The organism is Mesorhizobium sp. M0029 (genome assembly GCF_040323735.1).
Taxonomy (GTDB): domain Bacteria; phylum Pseudomonadota; class Alphaproteobacteria; order Rhizobiales; family Rhizobiaceae; genus Mesorhizobium.
In genome coordinates, this window is record NZ_JAMYVF010000001.1 from 399,883 (window position 1) to 426,027 (window position 26,145).

Consider the following 26,145-nt stretch of genomic DNA (forward strand, 5'->3'; position numbering starts at 1 on the left):
ATCATAGGTATAATAGGACTTTGCGAGGGGCGATGGAAGCAGCTGAGTTCATGCCTGATGAAGCGGTGGTCGCCGGCATCAGGAAGAATATCGAGATCTATGAGGCTGGACGGGCTTCGGCCTGCCGCCAGGTGCGCTGGCGGGTGCCGGTGTTTCTGGGGCTGCTGCTGGTTTTTGTCGTGCTGGTGGCCTGGCTGTTCAACAAGGTCGCCGACTTGAACGAGCAATGGTTCTCGACGCCGCATGTGTTCCTCTATGTCGGCGGTTTCTTCGCGGCGCTGCTGCTGTACTTCCTGGCGATCAGGCCGGCGACGCGGCTGCAGCAATCGTTCCGTGACACGCTGCTGCCGATCATCTTCGGCTTCATCAGGGATGTGCGCTATCAGCACAGCGTGACGCCGAATTCCTTCGACCGGCTGCCGCGCGCCGTGGTCGGCGCCTTCAACCGGCAGAGCTTCGACGACATCGTGTCAGGCCGCTACGAGGATTTTCCCTTCGAGCTTTACGAGGCGGAGTTGCGCCAAGGTTCGGGCAAAGGCTCGTCGACGGTCTTCAAGGGCGTCATCGTTGCGTTCGAGACGATCGCGCCGTTCCCCGGCATATTGGTCGCGACGCGCCGCAGCAACGCGGTGGTCGGTTTCTTCCGCGGCATCTTCGCCGGCAAGATGCAGGAACTGTCCAGCGGCGATCCGCTGCTCGACGGCGACTACGAATTTCGCACCGACAATGTCGCCGCCGCGCAGCCGCTGGTGAGCGGCCGGCTGGCGCAGGCGCTGAAATGGCTGCACGAGACATGGCGCGATGATCCGGCGCGGGTGGCGCTTAATGGCAGCGATGGTTTCCTGCTCTTGCCGCAGCCGAAGAATTTCTTCGAACTGCCCGCCATTTCCGTGCCGCTCGATTACACCAAGCACATCGCGCCGATGATCGCCGATATGGGCGCGATCCTGGCGACCGCGGCGCTGGTGCGCAAGATCGGCGCGACGGATGGCGAGGCCTAAAGCGCCGCGCGTCGAAACGAATTCATGCGACGCGCTTCAGGTCTTGTTTTCATGCATATCGTTGCGCCAAAACGGCGGTCCTGTTTGGGCGCATGCATTAGCCAGGCTGCCGCTCGTCAGCAGTCGAAGCCGTAGTTCTGGCGATAATATTCGACGTCTTCTTGCGCCATCGTCTTGAACATCACGCAGACGGTGAAGCTGCCGACCTGGCGACCGTTTCTGGTGTAGCCCCAGTCGGAAATATCGTCCCGGTTAAATTCGAGTTCCTGGCCGGCCACGACATTGTGCACCGCTTGCGGCTCATTGGCCAATGTTCCTGCAAAGCCGGTCGCGGTCTTGTGGAAGGGGATGATCCAGAAATGCTCCGAGGCGTCTCCGTCCCTGACCTCGACCTTCAATTTGTAGCTGGTTGTCCCGGCTGGCGGCGCATCCGACAAGGACAGGAATTCATCGAGGCTGGCGCGCGCCTGCGCAATGGCCGCCGCCATGTCCGGATCGTCCTTGGCGACGCCTACAACCTTGTCGCCGCCCTGGCCGGAATCCTGCGCACCGGCCGGAATCGGCGCCAACGCCAGCACCAGGGACAGCATGGTTCGAACTGCATGCTTCATGAAATGGCGCTCCTGCGTGTCGATGCTGACACCATCATGCATCTATCTGGAGTTTTCCACGGCAGTGCGACAGCGTGGTACGGTCCGACCGGCAGGCCGCTCACAACCCGCTCGGCACCAGGCCCGCCAGCCAGTTCGCGGACCGCTTGGCCATGCCGACCGTTGCCGACGCGACGCGGCCGAGATCTGTCTTCACCACGGCGTAGCCGTTCCTGGTGCGGTAGAGCACGCCTGTTCCGCCATCGACCACTTGCTCGTAGGCGACCGGCCGTGCCGCTGCTGCCTCCATGGCCGTCGTCGGGGAGCCGACGGAAACGCTCGGCCGATGGCTCAGTTCCGGCGGCAACGGGGTTTGGACATTCCGGCTGGCCGGCTTCAGTTCCGGGCGGGATGCGGCCGCCGCCAGTTGCGAAGAAGACGCCGACCCCTTGCTGCGGCATATGCCGGAGACCAGCGGATAGTCGAAGTTCTTCTGGTGCAGCATCTGGCTTTTCATCGCCGCTTCGCAGTCGGCGATGGTCGCCCACTTCGCCGGCGTCTCGCCGATATATTCGCAAAGCTTGGCGTCGCAGTCGCAGCCGACAATGGTCATGGCGACAAGGGCGGTCTTGAGCACGGTCTTGTCCTTCGGATTGCCCCCCGGCAGCCAGTCCTTCCATCGCGCGCGAACAAGGCGGGATTTTGGCCGCGATCACGCGATGAGCCGGGGGATGCGTTTTTGGGTACCGCTCACTACAGGTGGATTTCGAGACACCCGGTAGCAATAGGGCGGGGGCGTGATGCATTTGCAGTAAGAGGCCTGAATAAATCTTGTCGGCTATGGCCGCGACAACTGTTTCTTGGCCCGGTTTTCTACTACGATACTCACGGGGCGATACAACAATATAGGAGGGGTTTGTCATGGGAAGAATTGTCCGGTCCGCCGAGCCTGTGCCGAAAAGGGAATCAACGCTCGAGGGTATTCCAGGCGATGCTCCGCTCGGCGTCGACGATGACAAGCAAGAAGATCAAGGATCGAAAGGCGGCGATGGCTATCTCGACCGGGTTGCGAAGTACGTGCCTGCCGAAGTCGTGGCATTTTTCATCTTCGTCAACTCCATCCTGGTCAATGCCACTGAGCAGCCGGTTGCCAAGGCGTTGACCGATGCGGTGGCGGAAGAGACCAAAGGCAATCCGGGGGACATTCCGGGTAAGGTGCAGGCAGCCATCTATAAGATTGAAATGGCCGGTATCAGCGTCTGGACCATTTCATGGATCATGTTGATCGTCGCGCTGGCGATGACGCCGGTGTATCTGAAATCGGTCAGCGATTCAGCCGACAATGCGGAGGCTCCGGGAGCCAACATCGTCATGTCGATGCTCGCCTTCCCATTCTGGGCCTATGCCGTCAACGCGCTGGCCCTCAGGCCATGGCATGACGGTGCGCTGGCCAGCATCATGCTCGCCACCTTCACGCTCATCAGCGGCGCCATACGGCCGGAATATATAAACGCTGGCCTCAATTTGATCCCGGGCATCGGCCCGAAGAAGTAGCTTGGCCCGCCGGGCAGGCCGCGGTGCAGGGCGCGGCTTCAGTTGTAGACGCGCTCCAGCCTCGCGCCTGCTTCGAACAGCGCCGGCAGCACGATGTGCAGCTTGCGCACGGCGACGATCAGCCCGGTGCGACGGGTGGCCGGATCGATCGGAACGGTTGGCTGAACAGCGCCCGGGCGCCTTCGGGCGGAGCGAAGTCTGCCGCCGAAAGCACGGTGAGCATGATCGCGTCATTGCCACCGATCTCGACGAAGGACACGCCTCTGTCGATCAGGCGCGGGATCATGTCGGTGAATTGCTGATCGCGCCTGGTGATGAAGATGGTTCCGTCAGCGCCGAAATCTCGTTCCAGCAAAGTATCGGCTTCTTACGCGTCGCTTCGCCGACCGGACCTTGGCCCAAAAGACAGTCGGCGCCGGGATTTCTCCCAGCGCCTCCCTGTCAGATCAGGACACGGTCGCGGCAGCAACTTCCGCAAAGTCGTCGCGCCATGCCGGCCTTGATTTTGACGGTCCTGCCAGTCACCGCCCGAAGGCAGTGCCCGTTCCAGACCACGCCGTTCTCCACCCTTGCGAGCTTCGTTCGGCGCGCCATCGAAGGTTTTCGCCGTCCTTCATGGCAGCATCGGTCCGCCGTTGGCGTTCGCACGCTTTCCGCGGCCCCGTAGGTCTCGGCATCCGTCCCTCAAACAAGCAAGCCTGCTCTCGCTTCGGGCCGTACGGGCCTCAGGAAATCCGCCTTTTCGCTTTGCCTTTCGGCGTGGCGATCGGTAGCCGCCTGAGATGGTTAAACTTACGCCGGGTAAGGGTTTTGGGGAATGGGCGTGAGCCTGTGGATAACGGGATTATCGGGGATCGTTTGCCACAAAGCTCGGAATTTCGACTCCAGCTGCATTAGACAGCCCGCCGGCTTTTGGCGCCTGATCGGCTGTGCCCCTTGCTCCGCCGGCTGGCGCGGGCTTCAATGCAGGCAAAGCATCGAGCCTATCGGCTCGGTGCGGGGAGGGTGCGCATTGAAAGTCGGGGTGGTGCTCAATCCGATTGCCGGCGGCGGCCGGCTGAAACGGCATTGGCCGGAGGTCGCCGCATCGCTGAAAAAGCATTTCGGCGAATTCGAGCTGCGCGAGACGCAGGCCGAGGGCGACGCCGAAAGGCTGGCGCTCGACCTCGCGGCAAGCGGCTTCGGGCTGGTGATCGCGGCCGGCGGCGACGGCACCGCCAGCGAGGTGGCCGACGGATTGCTGCAGGCATTCGATGAGAGCGGCCGGACAACCGAACTTGCCTTGCTGCCTTGCGGCACCGGCATCGATTTCGCGCGCGGACTTGGCCTGCCGAAAGAGGTGGATGCGGCGTTGAAGCGGATCGCCGAAGCCAAGGCGCGCAAGGTCGATGCCGGGCGCATCTGCTACATCGACGACCATGGCGCGCTGGCCAGCCGGCACTTCATCAATATCGCCAGCCTCGGCCTGTCCGGCGCCACGGACCGTGCGGTCAATGCCGACAAGCGCAAGGGCAGGATGTCGGCCAAGGCGCTGTTTTTCTGGCGCACCGTGGTCGAGTTCATCCGCTACCGCTTCCAGGACGTCAGGATCACCGTCGACGATGGCACCCCGGTCGAGGCGCGCATGGCGCTGGTGGCGGTTGCCAACGGAAAGTTCTTCGGCGGCGGCATGATGATCGCCCCGGACGCCGAACTCGCCGACGGCCAGTTCGACATCGTCATCCTGCGCGCGGCCGGCAAGCTGAAGCTGATCTGGGATATTCGGCTGCTCTATGGCGGCCGGCACCGCAACCATCCGGCCATCACCATATTGCGTGGCCGGAAAGTGGTGGTCGAACCTATCGGCGATGTCGAGAAGAACGGCGCGCTGGTCGACATAGATGGCGAGTCGCCGGGGCGTATACCCGCGACGTTTGAGATCCTGCCCGGAGCGCTGACGCTGAGATATTGAATCAAGGCGTTGAGGGATTGATTCAGGTGGTTTGAGCGGCGATTCCGGCGAACCGGCCAAGGGCCTGAAATCGCAGGACATATTTACCCGGCTTAGCTTTCCAGCTTGGCTGGGAAACCGGGCGCGCGCAGATCCATGTCGACGGCATCCTCGAGCAGTTTGACGATCTGGGTCGACCAGGCGCCGCCGCCATATTCCTGTTTGCCCATCAGGAAAATCTCACTCACAAGCGGCGCCAGTTGGAGTGGCAGTCTGAACTCCCTGCCCATCGCAAGCGCAAAGCCGAGGTCCTTCAGTGCCAGGTCCATGGTGAAGCCAATGTCGTAGGAGCCGTTGAGGATGAGCTGGCTTTCGGTCTCATGGACGAAGCTGTTGCCGGAGGAGGCGACGATGGCGTGGTAGGATTGCGCGAGGTCGAGGCCGCCTTGCTTGGCCAACATCAGCGCCTCGCCGGCGGCGACGAGATGGATGAAGGCCAGCATGTTGGTGATGACCTTGATCACCGCCGCCGAGCCGACCGGACCCATCAGGAACGACTTTGCGCACATCGCTTCGATGGCCGGACGATGGCGCTCGTAAAGCGCAGCATCGCCGCCGACAAGCGCGGTGATCTTTCCGACCGCGGCCAGATGCACGCCGCCGGTGACCGGGCACTCAAGCGTTTCGACGCCCTTGGCCGAGGCGAGGGCGGCGAGGCGCAGAATCTCGTCGCGGCCATTCGTCGACATCTCGATCCATGTGCCGCCCTTGGGCAATCCTTCCAGCAGTCCACCGGGACCAGCCAGCACCGCTTCACTGACCTTGGGCGAGGGCAGGCATGTGATGGCGTTGCCGGCTAGCGCTGCCGCTTCAGCCGGGCTGTTCGCTGCGATGGCGCCGAGCGCAACCAGGCGCTCGACGGCGGCGGGGTCGCGGTCGAAGACGATGACGACAAAACCGTTGCGCAACAGGCTGGCGGCGAGGTTGCCGCCGAGATGGCCAAGGCCGATGAAGGCGTAACGTTCGCTCACGGCATCAGCGGCATTTGCATCATCTGCAAATGCAGGTCCTTGCCGGTGTAGGGATGCGCCTCGCAGACCGCCTCGTTGAGCTCGACGCCGAGGCCGGGCTCCTTCGACGGAATGACATTGCCGTCCTGCCACTCGATCTTCTTCTTCAAGAGCGTGGCGTGGAAACCGTCCCACTGCTTCAGCGATTCCAGGATGAGGAAATTGGGCAGCGTCACCGCCAGCTGGATGTTGGCGGCGCCGACGATCGGCCCGCAATAGCAGTGCGGCGCGATCTGGATGTGGTATGCCTCGGCCATGGCGGCGATCTTCTTGGTTTCGAGAATGCCGCCGGAACGGCCAAGGTCCGGTTGCAGGATGGTGGCGGCGCGGTTCTCGATGATTCGGGCGAATTCGAACTTGGTCGTTAGCCGCTCGCCGGTGGCGATCGGGATCGACGTGCCTCGCGCCACCTGAGCCATCACTTCGGGCATGTCGGGCGGCACTGGCTCTTCGAACCACAAGGGATCGTAGGGCTCGATCGCGCGTGCCATCCGCAGCGCACCCGACGCGGTGAACTGGCCATGCGTGCCGAACAGAATATCGGCGCGGGTGCCGACCGCTTCGCGGATCGCCTTGACCATGCGGGTGGAGACATCGATGTCGATCAGGCGCGGCTGGTGGCCGTCGAAGGCGGTGTAGGGGCCTGCCGGGTCGAGCTTGACGGCGTTGAACCCCTGCTCGACATATTCGAGCGCGCAGGCGGCCGCCAATTCGGGGTCATTGTAGACGTTCCGGCCGTCCGGCGCGTCCTCCGAATGGACGCTGCCGGTGTGCGGATAGAGATAGGTGTAGGAGCGCAGCGTCTCGTGCACCTGGCCGCCGAGCAGTTTGTAGACCGGCTTGTCGGCTTCCTTGCCGACAATGTCCCAGCAGGCCATTTCCAGCGCCGAGAAACAGCCCATGCCGGTAACGTCGGGGCGCTGGGTAAATCCTGAGGAATAGGCGCGGCGGAAGAAGGTCTCGATGTCATGCGGATCGTGGCCGATCAGGTAACGCTCGGCCATGTCCTCGACCAGCTTCGCTGTTATGTGAGCCGAGAAGGTGGCGTTGTAGGCCTCGCCGTAACCGACGACGCCGCCATCGGTGGTCAGCTTGACGAAGATGAAATACTTGCCGCCGATGCCGGGCGGCGGGTTGCCGACTACCCAGGTCTTGACGTCGGTGATCTTCATTTTTGGTCCTCCAGAACCAGTTCGGCGCCCTTCCATCCGGTCATGACCGAGGCGGCGTTGGTGTTGCCGGTGATGTTGGCGGGAAAGATCGAGGCGTCGATTACGCGCAGACCTTCGAGCCCGTGCACTTTCAGGCGCGGGTCGACGACGGCGGCCCCGGCGTCCGGCCCCATGCGGCAGGTCGAGACCGGGTGATAGACGGTGCCTGAGCGCTTCCTGAAATCCTGGATCAGGTCGGCATCCGATTGGATCGATGGGCCTGGCAAAACCTCCTCAGTGATGATCTCGGCCATGGCGGGCATCGAGGCTATCTTGCGCACGAATTTCACCGCCGCCAGCATCTCGTCGACATCGGCGTTGGTGGAATAGGCGTTGGCGACGATCCTGGGATAGTCCAGCGGATTGCTGGAGCGGATCATGATCTCGCCGCGGCTGGACGGGCGGCAGTTGGAGAGGCCGATGGAAAAGCCCGGCCACGGATCTGGCGTCAGGATCGGCCGCTCGCCGCTCTTCGGAATGACGGTCGAGAAAGCCTGGAAATAAAGCTGCATGTTGGGGCGCGAAAACGCCGGGTCGGTTCGGAAGAAGCCGCCGCCATGGTTCATCGACAGCGACAGCGGGCCGGAGCGGGTGAGGATGTACTGCATGCCGACCAGCAGCTTGCCCCACCAGGGCCGCAGGATTTGGTTGAGCGTCGGCACGTTTCCCTTGAAGGTATAGTTGATGCCGACATGGTCCTGCAGATGCGCGCCGACATTTTCGTTGGCGTGGACGACCGGGATGCCAAGCCCCATGAGCAGTGACGAGGGGCCGACGCCGGAAAGTTGCAAGAGCTGCGGCGAGTTGATCGAGCCGGCGGACAGGATGACTTCGCGGCCGGCCCGCGCCGTCTTGGTCTCGCCGTTCTGCAGATATTCGATGCCGACGGCTCGCTTGCCCTCGAACAGGATCCTGCTCGCCAGCGCATTCGTCTCGACGCGGACGTTTTTGCGCTTCATCGCGGGGCGCAGGAAGGCGCGCACGGCCGACATGCGGCGGCCGTTTTTGGTGGAGATCTGGTAGGTGCCGACGCCTTCCTGGGCGGCGCCGTTGAAGTCAGGGTTGAGCGGCAGCCCAGCCTGCTGGCCGGCTGCGAGGTAGCGCCTGGTCAGCGGATGGACGGCGTTCGTCGTGTCGGTGATATGCAGCGGCCCGCCGGTGCCGCGCCATCTGTCGGCGCCGGCCTCATTGTCCTCAAGCGCCTTGAAGCCCGGCAACAGATCGTCATAACCCCAACCGGGATTGCCGGCATCGCGCCAGTCATCAAAATCCTCGCGCGCGCCTCGGATCCAGACCATGGCGTTGATCGAGCTTGAGCCGCCAAGCAGCTTGCCGCGCGGCCAATGGTCGACATTGCCGGCAAGGCCGGGGTCCGGCTCGGGCTTGTAGTTCCAGTTGACCGCGGGGTCGAAGAAAGTCTTGCCGTAGCCAAGCGGCATCTGGACATAGAAGCGGCGGTCGCTGCCGCCGGCTTCCAGCACCAGCACGGAGTAACGGCCGGAAGCCGACAGCCTGTCGGCGAGAACCGAGCCGGCTGAGCCGGAGCCGACGATGATGAAGTCATAGGTCTGCATGATTGGTGTCGGCGGCTCCGCAAAACTGGCTGCAGCCTATCCGCGGCAGGCTTCCGAAGTCGCGGTGCCTTCCGGCATGCGTTGTGAAAAATGCGACCGTGAGACGCCTGGCCGGAAAAGCTGCCATGGAACCGACATTGCGCCGGGAGCCTCGCCCGTCGCGTTGACCTCTTGGGTCCATGACGCTAGGGGATCGAGGGCAATCGTTTCAGGGGATCCGGCAGATGGTGCATTACGCGGACGGACGGCCGATCGGCGATCTGACCTTGCGTACGCTCGCCATGCCGGCCGATGCAAATGCGGCCGGCGACATCTTTGGCGGTTGGGTGATGGCGCAGATGGATCTTGCCTGCGGCATCCGTGCGGCCGAGCGGGCCAAGGGTCGCGTGGTGACGGCGGCTGTCAAGGAAATGTCCTTCGCCAAGGCGATGAAGATCGGCGACACGCTGTGCATCTACACCCATGTCGAGCGCGTCGGCCGCACCTCCATGACGCTCAAGGTCGAGGCCTGGGCGCAACGCTACCTCTCCGACCTGATGGAGAAGGTCACCCACGCCGATTTCGTCATGGTGGCGCTGGATAGCGACGGCAAGCCGAAGCCGATTCCAACCGAAGTTGACATCGTCGATTCTGCCAAGCTTGCGCTTATGTAACATCCCCCGCGCGGGCGATGCGCTACGCGACATCCAATGGTTGCCTTCACATCCGATTCTGCGGGCGGCGGAGGGAAGACAATGCGTCAACACATGCTGAACGGCTGGCTCGTGGCGGCCCTCGTCGCGGTGATCTGCCTGCTTGGCACGACCGCTTATACCGAGATCAGGAAAGAGCTTCCAAGCGTTGCCTGCACGCACGACCGGACCGTTGGCAACGAGCGGACTGCCCAGCGGTCTGCAAGGGTAGAGACGTGCGGCGCAGTGTGTTGCAGCAACCCTGCGTCAAAGGCCTGAGGGCCCGTCAGCGGAAGACCTCGTCAGCCTCAAAATGATGATGCGCCGGCGAACGAAACGCTGCAGCTATGTCGCCATGGCGTGACCAACGATGCAAGGGCGGATCCAGTTAAACCCGGGTACGCGTCGTGGACGGCAAAATCCGTAAACTATTGCTGAGCAACGGTTTTCAGGCGTGAACGCCATCGAATCTTTCACGCGCCGCCTGGACCCGCGAGGTGTTCTTCCGCGCCCATTCGCCGAGCGCGCCGACCGGCACCAGCAGCTCATGGCCGAGCTCCGTCAGCTCATAGTCGACGCGTGGCGGGATGGTCGGGAACACGGTTCGGGTGACGAAGCCGTCGCGCTCAAGACCGCGCAAGGTGGTGGTCAGCATCTTCTGCGAAATGCCGCCGACAGCGGCGCGCAACTCATTGAAACGCAGCGGTCCGCCGCCCAGCTTGCCGACGACCAGAACGGTCCATTTGTCGCCGACGCGCTGCAGGATTTCCGAGACGGCGCGGCAGTCTTCGGTGTTGTGCGGGTGCCTCAGTAACATAACGGTGCCTCCTTGCGCTGCCATTTGTCAGTATCTCATATAGCGCCGGTATCCAAACGATACCAGCTTTTGCATATATGGAGAGCCCCATGTCCAAGCCCAAAATCGCCATCGTCGTCGGTTCGACACGCGCCGCGCGTTTCGCCGATGTGCCCGCCCAGTGGATCGCCAAGATCGCGAAATCCCATGCCGACATCGACGTCGAGACCGTCGACCTGCGCGACTGGCCGCTGCCCTTCTTCGACGAGGTCGCCTCGTCCGCCTGGGCGCCGTCGCAGAACGAAGTTGCCCAGCGCTGGCAAAAGAAGGTCGCCGAATTCGACGGCTTCATCTTCACCGCCGCCGAATACAACCATGGCCCGACGGCCGTGCTGAAGAACGCCATCGATTACGCCGCCAATGAATGGAACAAGAAGCCGGCCGGTTTCGTCGGCTATGGCAGCGTCGGCGGCTCGCGCGCTGTCGAACATTTGCGTCTTGCCGCGGTCGAATTGCAGATGGCGCCGGTCAAATCCGCCGTTCACATTGCCTGGAGCGATTTCCTGGCGGTGCGCCAGGGCGAGAAGAAGCTCGAGGAGATCGAGCATCTGAACCAGGCTGCCACGGCGCTGGTCAACGACGTTGCCTGGTGGGCCCGCGTGCTCAAGGCAGCGCGTCAGGCCGACGCGATTGCCGGCGAAGCCCAGGCGGCCTGAGCCTTATCCTCCCAAGGACCGATGATTTTTCCAAAGGGCGGCGTTTGCGCCGCCCTTTTTCATTCACGTGAAGAGGCGCTCTCGGCTCCCTTGGCCGGATGGTGGAGTCGGACCGGCAAGGTCGCGCTGATGCCTTGACGATCCCGCGCGAAGGATCGCCGCCTGTCACAGCCAACCGCCGGAAAACCCGGCCCGGCGCAGTCCTGTGGTGATGGCCGGCACGCGGCGCATCAATCGCCACAGGAAGTCGGACCGGTAGTTCTCGATCATCAGGGCGATCGGCCCCTGGTTGATGCCGACATGGTCCGGCGATACCCAACCGCAGGCGCGGCCGTCGTCGGCAGCGATCGTCGGGTTGAAGCTCGCGGTGAAGCCGTAAGGGTTGCCGTCGCGCAGGTCCATCTCGTGGAAATGGCGCAGCGCCGGCAGCACGATTTCCGGCGCAAAAGGCAAGGAGGCGATTGCCGCCCATGGCGACAGCGTGCCGTCATCGGGGCCAAACGGTGCGCCGCGGGCGAGATAACCGAAGAAGCGGCGTCCATCGGCTCGCCGCGCGATCGGACCTGGGCCGTCGGTGGCGGTGACGCCCCAGCAATTCTCGCCATAGCCCGCGAACCCCCTCGGATTGCGGATTGCGTAATCGCGCTGCAGATACGTCGCCTGGCGGCTGTTTTCGAAATAGTCCCGGTCGTGATCGCGCATGAAGGCATCGCGGATGTCGCGAAAATCGATCCAGATATGCGAGAACTGGTGGATGAAAAGCGGGCCGGCATAGACCATCTCGCGGCCGTAGATGGTCTTCCATTTGTAAGTGGACAGCCAGGCCGCGTAGCTCTCGGGAGTTAGCGAGTGGGTCGGCGAACCGAGACCCAGGACGTACAGGATCAGCGCCTCGTCAAATCCTTCCCAGCGGTAGCGGAGAAAGCCTTTTCCAGGCCGCCAGCCATGGGTGACGGTGGCGCCGCCGTTCTGCGCCCAGCGCCAGTCGGCACGGCGGTAGAGCGCATCGGCAAGCTGGCGGATTTCCAGTTCGAGCTCATCGTCCTCGTCGAAATAAGCGCCGGCGGCCAGAACACCGGCAAGCAAAAGGGCGGTATCGATCGTGGACAGTTCGCAATTCCAGACGCGGCGGCCGGTCTTCATGTCGAGGAAATGATAGTAGAAACCTTTGTAGCCGGTGGCATCGGGCTCCGGCCCGTGCGGGGCGTTCCAGAAGAAGCGAAGCGTGGCGAGCGTCCGCTCGATTGCGGCATCGCGCGTCATGAAACCGCGCTCGACACCGACGGGATAGGACGACAAAGCGAGCCCGACGGCGGCTATGCTGGCAGGCGACGCCTGTGTGTTGCGGTCGGCGACCAGGCCGTTGGCAGGGTTGGCCTCGTTGAGAAAATACTCGAAGGACAGGCGCTGGATATCTTGGAGAAGCTCGTCGTTTAGCGCGTGTTCGTTCGATGCATCCATGACAATCGATATAGAGGCTTTGGCTGCTTTTGCCATTCGCCCAGCGGATCAATCATGGGTGAGGGCAGGCTGGGGCCGATAGCGAAAGGCGCTGCCGACGCACCGAATTCAAATCGAGGGGCTGCGAAGATCGGTTGGACCGCCATATGCACGGCCCTGCCATCTGGCCTGGCCGTCCTCCCCTGATATATCCGGCTGCGATCCATCACATGAGCATGCCCCGTGAAGTCACCCAGCCTGTCAGGCGTCGTTTCCCCCATGACCCCGGTGCTGGTCTGTGCACTTGCGATCTTCCTTCTGTCCGCCATGGATGCGGCGATGAAAATCCTGGTGATCGCCGTCGGTGTCTACAACACGGTGCTGTGGCGAAGCATGCTTGCGAGCGTGGTCGCGGGCACGGCCTGGGCGGCGGGGCCGCGTTCCCTTCCCACGCCTTCCGTGCTGCGGCTACACGCGCTGCGCGCCGTGATCGTGGGCATCGTTCTGCTGTCGTTCTTCTGGGGCCTTGCCAGATTGCCGCTAGCGGATGGGATCGGGCTTAGTTTCGTCGCGCCGCTGTTCGCTCTCCTGCTGGCGGCGCTGCTTTTGGGCGAACGCATACAGCGCCAGGCGATCTGGGCGTCGCTGGCGGGCATCGCCGGCGTCGTCATCATCATGGCCGGACAGTTCGGGCAAGGGAACTATACCGGGGATGCCCTGCTTGGCACGGTGGCGGTGCTCGCATCGACGGTGTTCTACGCCTACAATCTGATCCTCTCGCGGCGGCAGGCGCTGGTGGCCAAACCAGTCGAGATCATGCTGTTCCAGAACCTTTGCGTTGCCGCCGTCCTTCTCCCCGCCGCTCCATGGCTCGCGGTTGCCCTGCCGGGCAATCTCTGGCTTCCATTGGCCGGGGTGACGGCGCTGTCGCTCTCCGGCCAGTTCCTGATGAGCTGGTCCTACGCGCGGGCCGAAGCGCAATATTTGATCCCGACGGAGTATTCTGCCTTCATCTGGGCGATCGTGTTTGGCTGGCTGTTCTTCGACGAGGCGGCGACCTGGACCACGCTGGCTGGAGCGGCCCTGATCGTGGCCAGTTGCCTGATCGCCTCGCGCTCCAATCCGAAGCTTGCCGAACCGATCGAAGCCGCGGTCTGAGCGCGCTATTCGCTTTGACGGCAGAGCGTCAACGCACCACTTCGCGATGGCCGCTGGGCAGCCGGGTGGCGATCAGCTTGTCGATGCGGCGGCCGTCGAGGTCGACGACCTCGAAACGCCAGCCTTGCGCGTCGACGCATTCGCCGGTCGCCGGCAGATGGTGCATGTGCGACAGCACATAACCGGCGACGGTCTCGTAATCGCGATTTTCCGGCAGGTCGATACCGAGAACGTCAGCCATCTCGTCGGCTTGCATGTATCCCGCGAGCAGCCATGAGCCGTCCTCGCGCTTGACGGCGTTTTCCTCGTCGCCGGCGTCGGTATCGGCCCGGAAGACGCCGGTGATGGCCTCGAGGATGTCGGCAGGTGTGACGATCCCTTCGAAATGGCCGTATTCGTCATGCACCAGCGCCATCGGCACGTCGGATTCCTTCAGCTTCTGCAGCACATCCAGCGCGTCGGCCTGGTCGTAGACGATGGGGGCGGCGCGCACATGCTTGCGCGGATCGAGTGCGCGGCCGGCGAGCAGGGCGGCCAGCACGTCGCGCGTCTGAACAACGCCAACCATGACGTCGACGCCGCCATCGCCGGCCGGGAGGCGCGAATGCTGGGTCTCCATCAAGAGCTTGCGGATGGCGCCCTCATCGGACTGCAAATTGATCCAGTCGACCTCGGTGCGCGGCGTCATCACGGCGCGCACGGCGCGATCGCCGAGCCGCATGACGCCGGCGATCATGCGCCGCTCGTCGGATTCGATGGTGCCGTGGTGCTCGGCCTCGGCGACCAGCATCTTGATCTCTTCGTCGGTGACCTTCTCCTCGCTCTCGCCGCGCTGGCCAAGCAGCCACAATATGGCGCGGCCGGAAATGTCGAGCAGGAACACCAGCGGCGCGGAGACGGTGGCTAGGATGGTCATCGCAGGCGCCGCGCGGGCGGCAACACGCTCGGGATCGCGCAGCGCGATCTGCTTGGGCACCAGCTCGCCGACGATCAGCGAGAAATAGGTGATGATGGCGACGACGATCCCGACGCCGAGCGGGTCGGCGATGTTTTCGCGCATGCCGGTCGTGGCCAGGTACACCGAAAGCCTGTCGCCCAGCGTGGCGCCGGAGAAGGCGCCCGACAGCACGCCGACCAGAGTGATGCCGATCTGCACCGACGACAGGAATTTGCCGGGATTGGAGCCGAGCGTCAGCGCACGCCCGGCGCCATTGACGCCGCGGTCGATCATCGCCTTGAGCCGCGCCGGGCGCGACGACACGATGGCGAGCTCGGACATCGACAGAAGGCCGTTCACACAGATGAGGACGACCACGGTGGCGATTTCGACGTATAGCATCAGGGCTCAATAGCATTGCGGCGGGCCGCAGGAAAATAGTCCGCGATGATTTTTGGAAAATGACAGTGGTTCAGGGGAATTGCCTGAGCACCCCGACAACAGCCTTGCCGTCGGTGAAATAGGGATCGCCGCCGCCGTTGCGTCCGGTCCTGGTGGCGCCGATGCCCGGGATGTCGCTCGCCGAGGTCACCATGCCGGCCGCCGACAGGTCGTGGATCACGAGATCGCGCTCGGCGTCGATGTCAGGGGCGATATGGTGGGTGATGGCGCCGGTATCGTGGCTGAGACCAACGCCGCGGTCGAAGCTGGCCGAGCCCATCCAGAGCGTTCGGCCGTCGTCGCCGGTCGCATCGCTGCGCCAGAAGCGGACATGATGGCGCCGGTCGGCGCTCCCGCCGACCGGCTTTTCGAAGGCGAGATCCTGGGCGCGGCCTTCGAACAGCAGCCGGCTGACCGGGGCGTCAGGATAGGGATGGTCGAACAGCACGCTCTCACCGATTTCGATCGCGGTCTTTAGCGTCACGCCATCGGCCGTATCCCATCCGGTCATGGCGAAGGCATGGACCATCTCTTTTTCGGTACCGACAAGGCCGATATTGATCGGGTCGCCCGGAATGCCTTGCGGCGTGTGTGTCACCATCTCGAAAGTCTGCGTGCGAAAGCCGCGGTCGCGAACCGTCCAGAATTCCGGCGCAGCGACATAGGCGAGGGCCAGCCAGACCGCCAGAAGAGCGGCGAGCCAGGTCAATGCGCGTCGTTGCAGGCTTCGTCGGCTCATGAAAGCGGCTCGATCCGTGCGGTATCTGTGCCTGACGGACCCTGGAAATCAATGGCCGGCGGCGAGCAGCCGTTCTATCGTCGGCCATCGTTTTTGCGGGGGGGTGAGCAGGAATGGATAAGAAGCCGGTGGGTCGCAGCTCGATGGCATTGACCGCGGACCTTGTCGCAAGGGTCGAGCGTGTCGAACCGGATCCGGGTCCCGAGCCCGGAACAACCGAGCATACAGACGCGGAGTTCGATAGTCTTGTCGAGCAACTTCTGTCGGAGCATCGGCCTGAAGCGCTATGGGTCTTTGCCTACGGGTCGCTGATCTGGAACCCCGAATTTGCCCATGTCGAGCAGCGCCCGGCCACGGCGCCAGGATGGCACCGCTCGTTTTGCCTGACGCTGACCCGTTGGCGCGGAACCCGTGATTTGCCGGCGCTGATGCTGGCGCTCGATCGAGGCGGCAGCTGCAACGGCATCGTCTATCGGCTGCCCGCGGAAGACCATGTCGGGCAACTTGGCCAGTTGATGCGCCGCGAGATCGATGCCAATCCGCCGACTAACGTGCCATGCTGGATCAAGGTCAAGACCCAGGATGGGCCGTTGCGGGCCTTGGCTTTCGTCGCCGCGCCAGACGGCAGGGCCTATGCCGGCCGGCTGCCATTGGAGCAGGTTGCCGACACGCTGGCGCGGGCTGCCGGGCATTGGGGCTCGTCGGCTCAATACCTGTTCCGAACCGTCAGCAAGTTGGAAGAGAGCGGTATCCGCGACAGGAACCTTTGGCGCATCCAGGATCTGGTGGCCCAGCAAATCATCGCTTCCACCGGGAACGCCAATCCCGACTGATTTCTGAACGGTGAAACGCCTTAGCGGCAGGCGCGGTAGCCGCTTTTGCGGTTCTTGATGTCGAAATGGAAATGGTTGCGGTGATCGTAATTGTAGCCGGGACCGAGCACGGTGGTGAAATACTGGCAGCCGTCGGCACGCACATTGTTGAGGAAGCCGCGGGTGCGGAAGGCAAACAGGCCGGGCTTGCGCACGTCGATGTCGTCGCCGTTGTTGAGCTCGATGCTCATGACGTCGAGGGCGTTGCCCTTGCCGTGCTCGGACAGGACACCTTCGCCGGCGATGTTGCGGCAGGAATAGCTTGAGCCCTGGTGGATGGTCTTGACGCCCGAGAAATAGCGCCAGCGGGCGGAAGGAACCAGTTCGTTGCTGGTCCAGGCGGCGAAACTTGCGGCCATGTCGCAGGTCAATGTCGCGGCGGGCTTCATCTGGATGCCGCCGATGGCGGAGACCTTGACCGGCCAGTCTATGCCGCACTGTCCCTCATGGATCGGCTGGACATCGGTGTAGACGACGCGAAGGCGCTTCAGCTCGCCACGGCAATCGGTTTCGCTGGCCGGCATCTGCTGCGGCTCCGACATCGGCTCGTCCATGCGCGGATAGGCGGCAGTCATATAGGGATTGGACGGGACGAGCTTCTGCATGCCTTCATATTGCGGCACGGCCGCGGTCTGCGAGCCGACATCGACGGCCGGCTGCAGCGACAGCACGCTGCCAGTGTTGCAAGCCGAAGCGGCGGCCAGCGCAAGACCGGTGGCCAGTATCGCTGCGCTTTTTGCCTTCGCGGCGCGAAATATTGCGGCCATGGGCGGAATCCTGTCCTTGATCGGTGGGATTTTAACGATCAAGGGTAAAGGAAAACTCAGCGTTCCCGTTCATGCCTGCGGCCGAAATGCGGCAGCCAGACCATCACCGGCATGACGATCACTGGAGGGCCATTATTGGCAGAAAGTGCCACCATTCCGGCGCAGTTCGAGATCGAGATGGAAATGCAGGGAATGGTCCGGGTCCGCGCCCGGTCCAAGCACGGTCTTGAACGGTCCGCAGGCGGCCTTGCGCACCGCATTGAGGAATTTGCCGTCCTTCTCGGGCGGCGTTGGACCGACTTCGATCTTTCTGCCATCCGACAACGTGAAGCTGGCAATATCGAGCGCGTTGCCGAAGGCATGTTCCGACAGATGGCGCGTGCCGTTGCGCGGCCGGCAAACAAAGGCCGATGCCTGGTTGATCGATTTCAGGTCGGCTCCGAACTCGGCTTTCGCCGCCGGCTGTATGATTTCGGCGGCAAAGCGGGCTGCCGCCTCGGCCATCGGGCAGTTGAGTTCGGTCGCGGGGCCGATGGCGATGGATTTTCCGAGCGACTTCAGCAGCAGGGGATAGGGGATCGAGCAGCCGATGTCGGGATTGCTTTCCGCCTTATGCTCCTCGAATTCGACACCAAGGGCCATCAGCCGCTCGCGACAGGCGACTTCCGCCGCCGGCATTTTTGCATCGGGCACTTCGGCCGAGCGCGCATCGGGCAGCATCTTCTTGTCGCCGGCATCGGGTTTTTCAGGTGGTTGCGGAGCAACGGCCGGCGGCTGAGCTTCAGGTTCCGAAGTGTCTGGCTTTTGTGTCGGAATCGGCGCCGCGGCCGGCGGCTCGGGCTCGCTTTGCCTATCGGTCGACGGCTTCGGGGCTGACGGTCCGGGCCGCGCCTGCTTTTTAAAACGGGACTTTTCTTCGTTGAATCGATCGTCATTGGACCGGTTGGGCGCGCCAAGGGGGTTCGGACCTTCGGCCTTTTGCTTTTCGATCGGTGCCGCGCCGGTCTTCGGCGCCTCTGAAGGACGCGCCTCGGGCAGCGGGACAACGCGCGAGGGCTGCACCGGAACATCGGCGGGCGAGGGCTCTTTATCCGGGGTCTTTTGTTCCACCTGCTTTGGCGTGATGTGCCGCTGTGGCCTGGGCTTCTGGCGGTGTTTGCTGCGCGGCTTAGGATGCGAGTCGACCCGCGGTGAAAACAGCTGCTCCAACCGCTGTGACAGCGGCGTGTAATGCTTCTTGCGCTGTTTGGCGTCGGCTTGCGTCAGCAGGGGCGTCAGCAGCAGAGCCGTGACGACCATGACCAGTGCAACCCTGCATGTTCGGGAAAGTACAACAGACCCCATCGTCCTCAACGGCGCGAACGCCCGGAGGTTGCCTGCGGCCCATCACGAACGGTAACGACGTCGTTACGCGCCAATCGCTTCCAGCCCTTCTTCCAGCCAGTCGGCCAAAAGCGGCATGCCGAGCAGGTATTTCGCCGTGCGCTTGTTGGCACGGTCGCGCGCGGCGGCAACCGCATCGGACCATTCCGCTGCGTCATAGTCGCCGCGGCCGACCCAGGCCAGCGCGATCAACTCGGCCGCCTCGTCGACGTTGAGGTCGTTGATCAGCTCGCGCAGCTCTTCCTCGGTGAGGTCTTCCGCGCTTTCCTCCGCCAGACCGTCATGGTGGTGATTGGCATGTGATTCACCATCGAGCTCGACCTCATGCTCGGCACCGTCGGCATAGTCTTCGTTGACGGCAGCACTCAGTCCCTTTGCCTTGAGAATGAACAGGCGCACGGTGTCCGGGCCGATCGATAGCTCCCATTCCCGCTCACGGCGCTGTTGCACTCTCGGGCACCCCCGCTGATCATTTCCCGAATGATAGCGGATTTGCAGCGCGCGTCACGTCATGTTCTGATCCCTGGCTCCCGCCTTTGACCGAATTCAGGTTAGGCACGGCCGCACAAATAGTTTCGGCGGCTGCGGGTTTCCGGGATGAAAAGTCTGCACCCCGGCGTTAGCTTTTCATTATCGTCATTTTCCCTCAAGATCGTCATTATCCCTGAAGGAGGCTTCGATGCATAAAAGAGTGTTGATCCAGGCGGCTGCGGCGCTTGTCGCGCTGCAGTTCTTTGCGGTTCCGGTGTTTGCGGCCGGCGGCGGTGGCGGTGGTACCGAGACCACCACCCAGTGCAAGAAGGGGCAGGTCTGGGACAAGAAAAAGCAGAAATGCGTCGCGCCGAAGTACGGCATGCTGGACGACGACAACATCTACGATGCTGGTCACGACCTGGCCGTGGCCGGGCGTTATGATGAGGCGATCGCCGTGCTCAGCCTTGCCGCCAACAAGCAGGATCCACGCATCCTCAACTATCTCGGCTATTCGCATCGCCATTCCGGCCGTGTCACCGTCGGCCTCGGCTATTACGAGGAAGCGCTCCGCATCAACCCGGATTACACGCTGGTGCGCGAATATCTCGGCGAGGCCCATCTGCAGATCGGCGACCTGGCCGGCGCCCAGGCGCAGCTGGCCGAGATCGAGAAGCGGACGGGCAAAGATTCGCGCGAATACGGCATGCTGGCCGAACAGATCTACCATTTCATGAGAAGCTGACCCCACCCCAACGGCTTCTCTGGGCCGGCTGCGAGCAATCGCAGCCGGTTTTTGTTGTCGCAACTGCAACACGCTGCACTTGCCGTGACGGCAATTGCGCAAGTCGGCTCATGATTTTTCAAAAAGCCTGCTTTTTCAGCGTGAAAAACGCGCGAGGATCGCTATATTGGGGAAAATTGCGGTGAAACGGTTCCGTTAGCCCGAGGCTGCCGGACCCGTTTTCTTTTTATACCCATCGACAAGGCTTTCCCCGAAATGCGGGAGTGGCGGCAGGAAAGGTCAGGCATCATGAACAAGGTCCCGATGACAGGCGAGGGGTTCGCGTCATTGAAGGAAGAGCTGCGTTGGCGCCAGCAGGAGGAGCGGCCGCGCATCATCGAGGCGATCTCCGAAGCGCGCTCGCATGGCGACCTGTCCGAAAATGCCGAATATCATGCCGCCAAAGAGGCGCAGAGCCTCAATGAGGGCCGTGTCAACGAACTGGAAGACTATATTGCTCGGGCCGAGGTGATCGACGTCACCAAGCTTAGCGGCGACAAGGTCAAGTTCGGCGCCACGGTGGTGCTGGTCGACGAGGACACCGAGGAAAAGAAGACCTACCAGATTGTCGGCGACCAGGAAGCGGATGTGAAATCGGGCCGTATTTCGATCTCCTCGCCGATCGCGCGCGCGCTGATCGGCAAGGAAGTCGGCGACGCCATCGAGGTCAACGCCCCTGGCGGCGCCAGGGGTTACGAGATCGTCCAGGTGCAGTTCATCTAGCACCCTCAGAATTGCTGGAAGGTCCTATGCCGAAGCTTGGAGCTTAAGGGCTAATAGCTTTTCTGCTTCCGGCACCACCTGTGCCGGCATGAGGCGCTCCCCCGCTGCGGCCAGCAACGTTGAGGCATATTGCCCGCGCGGGCCGGTCAAACCCGGCTCGGTCGCCAGGAACACCGCGACCGTCGGCAGGCCGAAGGCGCTGGCGAGGTGGGTCAGACCGGTGTCGGCGCCGATAACCAGCGTCGAGCGGCCAAGGATCGCGGCAATGTCTGCCAGCGGCGATCTCGGCACCACGATCGTTGACGGCACGGCTTTCGAGATCGCCTTGGCCACCGCCTTCTCACGCTCGTTCGACCAGGTGGTGACCGGCGTCATTCCGCTACCAACCAGCAGGCGAGCCGTTTCGATCCAGTCTTCGGCGGGCCATTTCTTGTCCTCGCGGCTGGTGCCGTGCAGCAGGAAGGCCGTCTTGCCGTCAATGCCGGCCAGGCCGCCGGGAGGCGGCACAATCCCGGATGCGAGCGCCGAAAGATCGGGCTCGTAGCCGAGCGCCAGCCCGAACAGCCGGCGCGTGCGTTCGATGGCGTGCAGGTTGCGCGGCACGGCGTATTTGCGCTGGTAAAACAACGTTGCCGAGGGCTCCCGCGCGCTTGCGCGGTCGAAACCTGCGATTCGTGCCGCTGCCTGTTTCGCCACCAGGGCCGATTTCAGCAGCCCTTGCGCATCGATGACGAGGTCGTACTCGCCTGCTTGCAGAGCGCGGCGCAAGCTTGTCGCCTCCCGCCATGTGCCGGCGTTGAACAGATGCTTGCGCCAGCGCCGGATGGCGACGGTATGGATCTTTGCTATCGCCGGATGCAGCGCGACGATGCCGGCAAAGGCCTCTTCGACGCACCAGTCGAAGGCGATATCGGGGCGCTTGCGGCGTGCATCTTCGACGGCGGGGAAGGTGTGGATGACGTCGCCCATCGAGGAGGTCTTGACGATCAACACCTTCATGCGGCGGCCGGGAGTTCCAGCAACCTGTCCGCCGCCGCTGCCACTCGGGCAACGTCCAGCGTCTTCAGGCAGTTGAGGTGGCCGAGCGGACAGACCTTCCGGTGGCAGGGCGAACAGGACAGATGCAACCAGATCAGTTCGCGCTGTTCAGCCAACGGCGGCGTGTTTTCCGGCGAGGTCGAACCGTAGACGGCAACGACCGGCGTGCCGACGGCGGCCGCGACATGCATCAGCCCGCTGTCGTTGGACACCGCCAGCCTGGCCGCGGCGATCAGGTCGATGGCGTCCTCCAGCCGTGTCTTTCCTGCCAGATCGACGACACCGGGCGCGAGTGCTGCGATCTCGGCGGTGACGTCGCGATCGTTCTTCGAGCCGAACAACGCGACCTTGAATCCTTTCGCCATCATCTCTCCGGCGAGGCCGGCATAGCTTTCGCTAGGCCAGCGTTTGGCCGGACCGAATTCGGCGCCGGGCATCATGGCGACGAATTTTCCCGGCTGCACTGCGAAGCGAGCGAGCAGATCTTTCTGATTGCCGGCGTCGACGGTGAGCCGCGGCGGCCGGAAATGTCCGCCTTGGGCGAGGCCAAAATAGGCCTGCGCGGTGCGCCGTTTGACGGCATCGGGCAGCGGCACGATGTCGGTCAGCAGGCCGTAGCGCATTTCCCGGAGATTGCCGAAGCGGCGGGGGATGCGGGCAAAGAACGGGATCAGCGCCGATTTCCAGCTGCCCGGCAGGACGTAGGCCATGTCGTAGCGGCCGCGCAGCAGGCGGCCGAAGCGGCGGCGAATGGTGAATTCGAGCGCGCCCGGTTGCAGCGGGAAATCGATCTGCTGGCGAATCTCGGGCATGCGCTTGACCAGCGGGGCCGCCCAGGCCGGGGCCAGCACGTCGATGGCGGCGTTGGGATGGACGTCCTTCAGCGCTGAAAACAGGCACTGCGCCATGACCATATCGCCCACCCAGCGTGGGCCGATCACGAGGATCGTTGGGCTTTCAGCCATTCGACATAGTCTCTGACGCCGGTTTCCACGCTGCGGAATTGCCCATTATAGCCGGCTGCGCGCAAGCGGGACATATCAGCCTGGGTAAAACTCTGGTAGCTGCCCTTGAGGTGATCGGGGAATTCGATGAACTCGATCTCGCCCTGGCCCAGCGTATCGATCACGGTCTCGGCAATGGCGCGGAACGGCTGGGCGCGGCCGGTGCCGCAGTTGAAGATGCCGCTCGAGCCGCGCTTCCACAGCCACAGATTGACGTCGGCGACATCGCCGACGTGAATGAAGTCGCGGCTTTGTTCGCCGGGGCCGAAGCCGTCATGGGCGCCGAACAGCTTTGGGTTTTCGCCGCGCCCGACCTGATTGAACAGATGGAAGGCGACCGAGGCCATGGCGCCCTTGTGCGCCTCGCGCGGGCCATAGACGTTGAAGTAGCGCAGGCCCGCGACCTGCGAATGATCGGTGTCGAACACGGTGCGCCTGACATAGTCGTCGAATAGTTTCTTCGAATAGGCGTAGACGTTGAGCGGCCGCTCAAGTGCGGGATCCTCGCGAAACTCCGAACCGCCGCCGTAGACGGAAGCCGAGGAGGCATAGAGGAACGGTATGCGCAGCGAAAGACAGCCATGCAGCAAGCGCTTTGAGAAGGCGTAGTTCACGTCCATCATGAACTTGCCGTTCCATTCCGTGGTGGTCGAGCAGGCGCCCTGGTGGAAGACGGCCTCGACGCGGCCTAGGTCGCCGGCTTCCAAGGTGGCCAAGAATTCGTCCTTGTCGAGATAGTCGGCTATCTGCAAATCGGCCAGGTTGGCGATCTTGTGGCCGTCGGTGAGGTCGTCGACGACGAGGATGTCATCATGGCCTTCGGCATTGAGTGCGGCGACGATGTTGGAGCCGATCATGCCGGCCCCGCCCGTGACGATGATCATGAAGGCCTCTGGTTGCTTGCGATTCCGGTCCTTATAAGGGAGGCCAAGCGTACTGTCGATGAAGCACCACGACGCCACAGTGAGACCGCGAAGCGGCCCGCTTTATTCGAGGCCCGCAAGCTAGGGGACAAAAAATGCCGTCGACCGAACTGCTCATTGCGTTTTTCGCCACCACGGCGATCTTTGCCTATATTCCAGGACCGGCGATGCTCTATGCCGCCGCGCAGACCATGGCGCGCGGGCGCTGGTCGGGGCTGACGGCGGCACTTGGCATCCATCTTGGCGGTTATTTCCATGTCTTTGCGGCTGCCGCCGGGCTGTCGGTGCTCTTCCATGCGGTGCCGCCGCTCTACATGGCGGTCAAGCTCATCGGCGCGCTCTATCTGATCTGGCTTGGCGTGTCCTTGTTCCGCAAGCGCGGGGACGGTGACACGGCGCTGCCGGCGATCGAGCGCAAATCGGCGCGCCGGGCATTTTTCGAGAGCATCACCGTCGAAGTGCTCAATCCGAAGACGGCGATCTTCTTCATGGCGTTCCTGCCACAGTTCATCGATGCCTCGGCGGGTTTCCCGGTGTGGCTGCAATTCGTCGTGCTGGGCACCATCGTCAATTTAATGTTCTCTTCGGCAGATATTGTCTGCGTGTTGCTGGCAGGCATGGTGATCGCCCGGCTGAAGCGCTCCAGCCGTGCGCAGCGCATCATGCAGAGGGCGGGCGGGGCGGTGCTGGTCGGACTGGGCGTCCACGTCGCGTTGCAGAAGAGCTGACGGCCGCCCTGACGTTGCGCTGCGCGGATTTGCGGTATATCGGCTTCGCCATGAACGATCCGGCCCGTAAATTGACAATTTTCAGCGTGATTGAGGTCGGCCTTTCCCTCGCATTGCCAGTGACATGATCAAGCACAATCCGCCTTCGCCCGAACCTTTGCACCGCGCCATTGCCCGCTTTGGCGACGTTGCCGTGCTGGTGGTCGGCGACTTCATCCTCGACCGTTTCGTCAACGGCGTCATCGAGCGCATCTCGCCGGAAGCGCCGATCCCGGTGCTGCACGGGCGCGGCGAGACCTCGACGATGGGCGGCGCAGGCAACGTTGTCGCCAACATCGTCTCGCTGGGTGCCAGCGCTATTCCCATATCGGTGATCGGCACCGATGTGGCCGGCGACAATCTGGTGCGCATGCTGCGCGAACTCGGCGCCGATACGGCTGATATGGCGCAGGAGCGCGGTCGCATGACGTCGTCGAAGAGCCGCTTCAGCGCGCTCAATCAGCAGGTGCTGCGCTTCGATGAGGAAGAGATCAAGCCGCTCGACGACAAGGAACGGGCGGACCTGGTCCGGCATTTTCGCGCCGCACTCACGCGCGCCGACATCGTCATTCTGTCCGACTATGGCAAGGGCATCTTGCTCGACGGCGTCGCCGCCGACCTGATCGCCATCTGCCGCGAGGCGGGAAAACCGGTGCTGGTCGATCCCAAGGGCCGCGACTATGCGCGCTATGCCGGCGCGACCGCCATCACGCCCAACCGCAAGGAGCTTGGCGAAGCTGTCGGTCGCCCGGTTTTCGCCGACGACGAGATCGTCGCGGCGGCACGCCAGCTGATTTCGGCACATGGCTTCGACTTCGTCGTCGCCACCCGCAGCGAAAAGGGCATGAGCGTCGTCGGCGCGGATGAGGCGCGCCACATCGCCACCCAGGCGCGCGAAGTGTTCGACGTTTCGGGCGCCGGCGATACGGTAATCGCGAGCTTCGCGCTGGCTCTGGCCGCGGGCGCCGATCGCGTCATGGCCGCCTCCATCGCCAATGCCGCCGGCGGTGTGGTGGTGGCCAAACGCGGCACCGCGCGGCTGACCGTGGAGGAACTCACCGGCGCGCTGTTCCGCTCGCACGGCCCCACCGCCCATAAGGACGCCATCCTCGATGCCGCATCGGCCGCGCGCATGGTGGCGGCGTGGAAGGACGAGGGCCTGAGCGTCGGCTTCACCAATGGCTGCTTCGATATATTGCATGCCGGCCATGTCAGTCTTCTCCACGCGGCGCGCAGCCAGTGCGACCGGCTGGTGCTCGGCCTCAACAGCGATGCCTCGGTGCGTCGGCTGAAAGGCGCAGGGCGCCCGGTCAACGATCAGCATGATCGTGCCTGCGTGCTCGCCGCCCTGGCCTCGGTCGATGCGGTCGTGGTGTTCGAAGAGGATACGCCGCTGGCGCTGATCGAGGCGCTTCTGCCCGACATTCTGGTCAAGGGCGCCGACTACACGGTCGAAACCGTTGTCGGCGCCGATGTGGTGCAGAAGGCGGGCGGGCGCGTCGTCCTGGTCGACCTTGTCGCCGGCAAGAGCACCACCGGCACGATCGGCAAATTGCGCGCCGGCGGCGGTACTAACTGAGGGATT

At 63.3% G+C, this 26,145-nt stretch carries 27 protein-coding genes; 11 read left to right on the forward strand and 16 right to left on the reverse strand.

What is annotated here, in order from left to right:
- The first annotated feature begins 32 nt into the window (after positions 1 to 32).
- Positions 33 to 1,001, forward strand: a complete 969-nt coding sequence (locus tag NKJ76_RS01965; RefSeq protein WP_023728221.1) for a DUF3137 domain-containing protein — start codon at positions 33 to 35, stop codon at positions 999 to 1,001.
- Positions 1,002 to 1,117: 116 nt separating this feature from the next.
- Here NKJ76_RS01965 and NKJ76_RS01970 read toward each other — a convergent pair whose 3' ends face one another.
- Positions 1,118 to 1,612 carry a YegJ family protein gene (locus NKJ76_RS01970; RefSeq protein WP_023705888.1) on the reverse strand — a complete coding sequence of 165 codons (495 nt, stop codon included), beginning with the start codon at positions 1,610 to 1,612 and terminating at the stop codon, positions 1,118 to 1,120.
- Between the two features lie 100 nt (positions 1,613 to 1,712).
- Positions 1,713 to 2,228 carry a hypothetical protein gene (locus tag NKJ76_RS01975; RefSeq protein ID WP_023733335.1) on the reverse strand — a complete coding sequence of 172 codons (516 nt, stop codon included), beginning with the start codon at positions 2,226 to 2,228 and terminating at the stop codon, positions 1,713 to 1,715.
- Positions 2,229 to 2,512: 284 nt separating this feature from the next.
- Between NKJ76_RS01975 and NKJ76_RS01980 the strand changes: the two genes are divergently transcribed.
- Entirely contained in the window at positions 2,513 to 3,145 is a 633-nt protein-coding gene (locus NKJ76_RS01980; RefSeq protein WP_023733334.1) for a hypothetical protein, read from the forward strand.
- A 118-nt stretch (positions 3,146 to 3,263) separates the two neighbouring features.
- On the opposite strand, the gene NKJ76_RS01985 is transcribed toward NKJ76_RS01980, so the two are convergent.
- On the reverse strand, positions 3,264 to 3,500 hold the full coding sequence (locus NKJ76_RS01985; protein ID WP_023733333.1) for a hypothetical protein: 237 nt from the start codon (positions 3,498 to 3,500) through the stop codon (positions 3,264 to 3,266).
- Positions 3,501 to 4,157: 657 nt separating this feature from the next.
- On the opposite strand from NKJ76_RS01985, the gene NKJ76_RS01990 reads away from it, so the two are divergent.
- The gene (locus tag NKJ76_RS01990) at positions 4,158 to 5,096 is read left to right on the forward strand and encodes a diacylglycerol/lipid kinase family protein (RefSeq protein WP_023733332.1); all 939 of its coding nucleotides are present in this window, start codon (positions 4,158 to 4,160) and stop codon (positions 5,094 to 5,096) included.
- Between the two features lie 92 nt (positions 5,097 to 5,188).
- Here the strand turns inward: NKJ76_RS01990 and NKJ76_RS01995 are convergent, their stop codons facing one another.
- From NKJ76_RS01995 to NKJ76_RS02005, 3 genes are read right to left on the reverse strand one after another with little or no spacing between them, the layout of a single operon-like run.
- Complete coding sequence (locus NKJ76_RS01995) at positions 5,189 to 6,106, reverse strand: NAD(P)-dependent oxidoreductase (protein ID WP_023728216.1); 918 nt, start codon at positions 6,104 to 6,106, stop codon at positions 5,189 to 5,191.
- A complete protein-coding gene (locus tag NKJ76_RS02000; protein ID WP_023711165.1) occupies positions 6,103 to 7,317 on the reverse strand; it encodes a mandelate racemase/muconate lactonizing enzyme family protein in 1,215 nt (404 codons plus the stop codon). Before NKJ76_RS02000 ends, NKJ76_RS01995 begins: the two co-directional genes overlap by 4 nt.
- A complete protein-coding gene (locus NKJ76_RS02005) occupies positions 7,314 to 8,930 on the reverse strand; it encodes a GMC family oxidoreductase (RefSeq protein ID WP_023751225.1) in 1,617 nt (538 codons plus the stop codon). Before NKJ76_RS02005 ends, NKJ76_RS02000 begins: the two co-directional genes overlap by 4 nt.
- Positions 8,931 to 9,154: 224 nt before the next feature.
- On the opposite strand from NKJ76_RS02005, the gene NKJ76_RS02010 reads away from it, so the two are divergent.
- Positions 9,155 to 9,583 carry an acyl-CoA thioesterase gene (locus NKJ76_RS02010; RefSeq protein ID WP_352536658.1) on the forward strand — a complete coding sequence of 143 codons (429 nt, stop codon included), beginning with the start codon at positions 9,155 to 9,157 and terminating at the stop codon, positions 9,581 to 9,583.
- Between the two features lie 466 nt (positions 9,584 to 10,049).
- On the opposite strand, the gene NKJ76_RS02015 is transcribed toward NKJ76_RS02010, so the two are convergent.
- Complete coding sequence (locus tag NKJ76_RS02015) at positions 10,050 to 10,418, reverse strand: winged helix-turn-helix transcriptional regulator (RefSeq protein WP_023683744.1); 369 nt, start codon at positions 10,416 to 10,418, stop codon at positions 10,050 to 10,052.
- An 89-nt stretch (positions 10,419 to 10,507) separates the two neighbouring features.
- On the opposite strand from NKJ76_RS02015, the gene NKJ76_RS02020 reads away from it, so the two are divergent.
- Complete coding sequence (locus tag NKJ76_RS02020) at positions 10,508 to 11,113, forward strand: NADPH-dependent FMN reductase (RefSeq protein WP_023671992.1); 606 nt, start codon at positions 10,508 to 10,510, stop codon at positions 11,111 to 11,113.
- A gap of 165 nt (positions 11,114 to 11,278) precedes the next feature.
- On the opposite strand, the gene NKJ76_RS02025 is transcribed toward NKJ76_RS02020, so the two are convergent.
- Positions 11,279 to 12,574 (reverse strand): glucoamylase family protein, encoded by a 1,296-nt coding sequence (locus NKJ76_RS02025; RefSeq protein WP_352536659.1) that lies wholly within the window; start codon positions 12,572 to 12,574, stop codon positions 11,279 to 11,281.
- A gap of 258 nt (positions 12,575 to 12,832) precedes the next feature.
- Between NKJ76_RS02025 and NKJ76_RS02030 the strand changes: the two genes are divergently transcribed.
- Positions 12,833 to 13,711: a DMT family transporter gene (locus tag NKJ76_RS02030; protein WP_023701605.1), complete on the forward strand. Its 879-nt coding sequence runs from the start codon at positions 12,833 to 12,835 to the stop codon at positions 13,709 to 13,711.
- Positions 13,712 to 13,739: 28 nt separating this feature from the next.
- On the opposite strand, the gene NKJ76_RS02035 is transcribed toward NKJ76_RS02030, so the two are convergent.
- Both NKJ76_RS02035 and NKJ76_RS02040 read right to left on the reverse strand, forming a co-directional pair.
- A complete protein-coding gene (locus NKJ76_RS02035; RefSeq protein WP_023724931.1) occupies positions 13,740 to 15,050 on the reverse strand; it encodes a hemolysin family protein in 1,311 nt (436 codons plus the stop codon).
- A gap of 70 nt (positions 15,051 to 15,120) precedes the next feature.
- A complete protein-coding gene (locus NKJ76_RS02040) occupies positions 15,121 to 15,828 on the reverse strand; it encodes an LssY C-terminal domain-containing protein (protein ID WP_023709077.1) in 708 nt (235 codons plus the stop codon).
- 113 nt (positions 15,829 to 15,941) lie between these two features.
- On the opposite strand from NKJ76_RS02040, the gene NKJ76_RS02045 reads away from it, so the two are divergent.
- The gene (locus tag NKJ76_RS02045) at positions 15,942 to 16,661 is read left to right on the forward strand and encodes a gamma-glutamylcyclotransferase (RefSeq protein WP_502902264.1); all 720 of its coding nucleotides are present in this window, start codon (positions 15,942 to 15,944) and stop codon (positions 16,659 to 16,661) included.
- A 20-nt stretch (positions 16,662 to 16,681) separates the two neighbouring features.
- On the opposite strand, the gene NKJ76_RS02050 is transcribed toward NKJ76_RS02045, so the two are convergent.
- From NKJ76_RS02050 to NKJ76_RS02060, 3 genes are all read right to left on the reverse strand, one after another.
- On the reverse strand, positions 16,682 to 17,467 hold the full coding sequence (locus tag NKJ76_RS02050) for an extensin-like domain-containing protein (protein WP_352536661.1): 786 nt from the start codon (positions 17,465 to 17,467) through the stop codon (positions 16,682 to 16,684).
- A 132-nt stretch (positions 17,468 to 17,599) separates the two neighbouring features.
- Positions 17,600 to 18,676, reverse strand: a complete 1,077-nt coding sequence (locus NKJ76_RS02055) for an extensin-like domain-containing protein (RefSeq protein ID WP_352536762.1) — start codon at positions 18,674 to 18,676, stop codon at positions 17,600 to 17,602.
- Between the two features lie 198 nt (positions 18,677 to 18,874).
- Positions 18,875 to 19,300 (reverse strand): DUF3775 domain-containing protein, encoded by a 426-nt coding sequence (locus tag NKJ76_RS02060; protein WP_023683751.1) that lies wholly within the window; start codon positions 19,298 to 19,300, stop codon positions 18,875 to 18,877.
- Between the two features lie 229 nt (positions 19,301 to 19,529).
- Between NKJ76_RS02060 and NKJ76_RS02065 the strand changes: the two genes are divergently transcribed.
- Together NKJ76_RS02065 and greA are read left to right on the forward strand one after the other, a co-directional pair.
- Positions 19,530 to 20,066, forward strand: a complete 537-nt coding sequence (locus tag NKJ76_RS02065) for a tetratricopeptide repeat protein (protein ID WP_352536662.1) — start codon at positions 19,530 to 19,532, stop codon at positions 20,064 to 20,066.
- A 288-nt stretch (positions 20,067 to 20,354) separates the two neighbouring features.
- On the forward strand, positions 20,355 to 20,828 hold the full coding sequence (gene greA / locus NKJ76_RS02070; protein ID WP_023671981.1) for a transcription elongation factor GreA: 474 nt from the start codon (positions 20,355 to 20,357) through the stop codon (positions 20,826 to 20,828).
- 24 nt (positions 20,829 to 20,852) lie between these two features.
- Here the strand turns inward: greA and waaC are convergent, their stop codons facing one another.
- From waaC to rfaD, 3 genes are read right to left on the reverse strand one after another with little or no spacing between them, the layout of a single operon-like run.
- Entirely contained in the window at positions 20,853 to 21,827 is a 975-nt protein-coding gene (gene waaC / locus NKJ76_RS02075) for a lipopolysaccharide heptosyltransferase I (RefSeq protein ID WP_352536663.1), read from the reverse strand.
- Positions 21,824 to 22,831 (reverse strand): lipopolysaccharide heptosyltransferase II, encoded by a 1,008-nt coding sequence (gene waaF, locus NKJ76_RS02080; protein WP_023695762.1) that lies wholly within the window; start codon positions 22,829 to 22,831, stop codon positions 21,824 to 21,826. The genes waaC and waaF overlap by 4 nt, the downstream gene beginning before the upstream one ends.
- Positions 22,804 to 23,754: an ADP-glyceromanno-heptose 6-epimerase gene (gene rfaD / locus NKJ76_RS02085; RefSeq protein WP_023683756.1), complete on the reverse strand. Its 951-nt coding sequence runs from the start codon at positions 23,752 to 23,754 to the stop codon at positions 22,804 to 22,806. The genes waaF and rfaD overlap by 28 nt, the downstream gene beginning before the upstream one ends.
- 134 nt (positions 23,755 to 23,888) lie before the next feature.
- Between rfaD and NKJ76_RS02090 the strand changes: the two genes are divergently transcribed.
- Both NKJ76_RS02090 and rfaE1 read left to right on the forward strand, forming a co-directional pair.
- Positions 23,889 to 24,521, forward strand: a complete 633-nt coding sequence (locus NKJ76_RS02090; protein WP_023671977.1) for a LysE family translocator — start codon at positions 23,889 to 23,891, stop codon at positions 24,519 to 24,521.
- Between the two features lie 124 nt (positions 24,522 to 24,645).
- Entirely contained in the window at positions 24,646 to 26,139 is a 1,494-nt protein-coding gene (gene rfaE1, locus NKJ76_RS02095; protein WP_352536664.1) for a D-glycero-beta-D-manno-heptose-7-phosphate kinase, read from the forward strand.
- The last annotated feature ends 6 nt before the right edge of the window (positions 26,140 to 26,145 follow it).

What these genes read in the sequence shown, in the direction of transcription:
- NKJ76_RS01965 (WP_023728221.1), top strand. Translation starts at nt 33, where the DNA reads ATGGAAGCAGCTGAGTTCATGCCTGATGAAGCGGTGGTCGCCGGCATC.
- NKJ76_RS01970 (WP_023705888.1), bottom strand. Translation starts at nt 1,612, where the DNA reads ATGAAGCATGCAGTTCGAACCATGCTGTCCCTGGTGCTGGCGTTGGCG.
- NKJ76_RS01980 (WP_023733334.1), top strand. Translation starts at nt 2,513, where the DNA reads ATGGGAAGAATTGTCCGGTCCGCCGAGCCTGTGCCGAAAAGGGAATCA.
- NKJ76_RS02000 (WP_023711165.1), bottom strand. Translation starts at nt 7,317, where the DNA reads ATGAAGATCACCGACGTCAAGACCTGGGTAGTCGGCAACCCGCCGCCC.
- NKJ76_RS02005 (WP_023751225.1), bottom strand. Translation starts at nt 8,930, where the DNA reads ATGCAGACCTATGACTTCATCATCGTCGGCTCCGGCTCAGCCGGCTCG.
- NKJ76_RS02010 (WP_352536658.1), top strand. Translation starts at nt 9,155, where the DNA reads ATGGTGCATTACGCGGACGGACGGCCGATCGGCGATCTGACCTTGCGT.
- NKJ76_RS02015 (WP_023683744.1), bottom strand. Translation starts at nt 10,418, where the DNA reads ATGTTACTGAGGCACCCGCACAACACCGAAGACTGCCGCGCCGTCTCG.
- NKJ76_RS02020 (WP_023671992.1), top strand. Translation starts at nt 10,508, where the DNA reads ATGTCCAAGCCCAAAATCGCCATCGTCGTCGGTTCGACACGCGCCGCG.
- NKJ76_RS02025 (WP_352536659.1), bottom strand. Translation starts at nt 12,574, where the DNA reads ATGGATGCATCGAACGAACACGCGCTAAACGACGAGCTTCTCCAAGAT.
- NKJ76_RS02030 (WP_023701605.1), top strand. Translation starts at nt 12,833, where the DNA reads ATGACCCCGGTGCTGGTCTGTGCACTTGCGATCTTCCTTCTGTCCGCC.
- NKJ76_RS02035 (WP_023724931.1), bottom strand. Translation starts at nt 15,050, where the DNA reads ATGCTATACGTCGAAATCGCCACCGTGGTCGTCCTCATCTGTGTGAAC.
- NKJ76_RS02040 (WP_023709077.1), bottom strand. Translation starts at nt 15,828, where the DNA reads ATGAGCCGACGAAGCCTGCAACGACGCGCATTGACCTGGCTCGCCGCT.
- NKJ76_RS02045 (WP_502902264.1), top strand. Translation starts at nt 15,942, where the DNA reads ATGGATAAGAAGCCGGTGGGTCGCAGCTCGATGGCATTGACCGCGGAC.
- NKJ76_RS02050 (WP_352536661.1), bottom strand. Translation starts at nt 17,467, where the DNA reads ATGGCCGCAATATTTCGCGCCGCGAAGGCAAAAAGCGCAGCGATACTG.
- NKJ76_RS02065 (WP_352536662.1), top strand. Translation starts at nt 19,530, where the DNA reads ATGCATAAAAGAGTGTTGATCCAGGCGGCTGCGGCGCTTGTCGCGCTG.
- greA (WP_023671981.1), top strand. Translation starts at nt 20,355, where the DNA reads ATGAACAAGGTCCCGATGACAGGCGAGGGGTTCGCGTCATTGAAGGAA.
- waaC (WP_352536663.1), bottom strand. Translation starts at nt 21,827, where the DNA reads ATGAAGGTGTTGATCGTCAAGACCTCCTCGATGGGCGACGTCATCCAC.
- waaF (WP_023695762.1), bottom strand. Translation starts at nt 22,831, where the DNA reads ATGGCTGAAAGCCCAACGATCCTCGTGATCGGCCCACGCTGGGTGGGC.
- rfaD (WP_023683756.1), bottom strand. Translation starts at nt 23,754, where the DNA reads ATGATCATCGTCACGGGCGGGGCCGGCATGATCGGCTCCAACATCGTC.
- NKJ76_RS02090 (WP_023671977.1), top strand. Translation starts at nt 23,889, where the DNA reads ATGCCGTCGACCGAACTGCTCATTGCGTTTTTCGCCACCACGGCGATC.
- rfaE1 (WP_352536664.1), top strand. Translation starts at nt 24,646, where the DNA reads ATGATCAAGCACAATCCGCCTTCGCCCGAACCTTTGCACCGCGCCATT.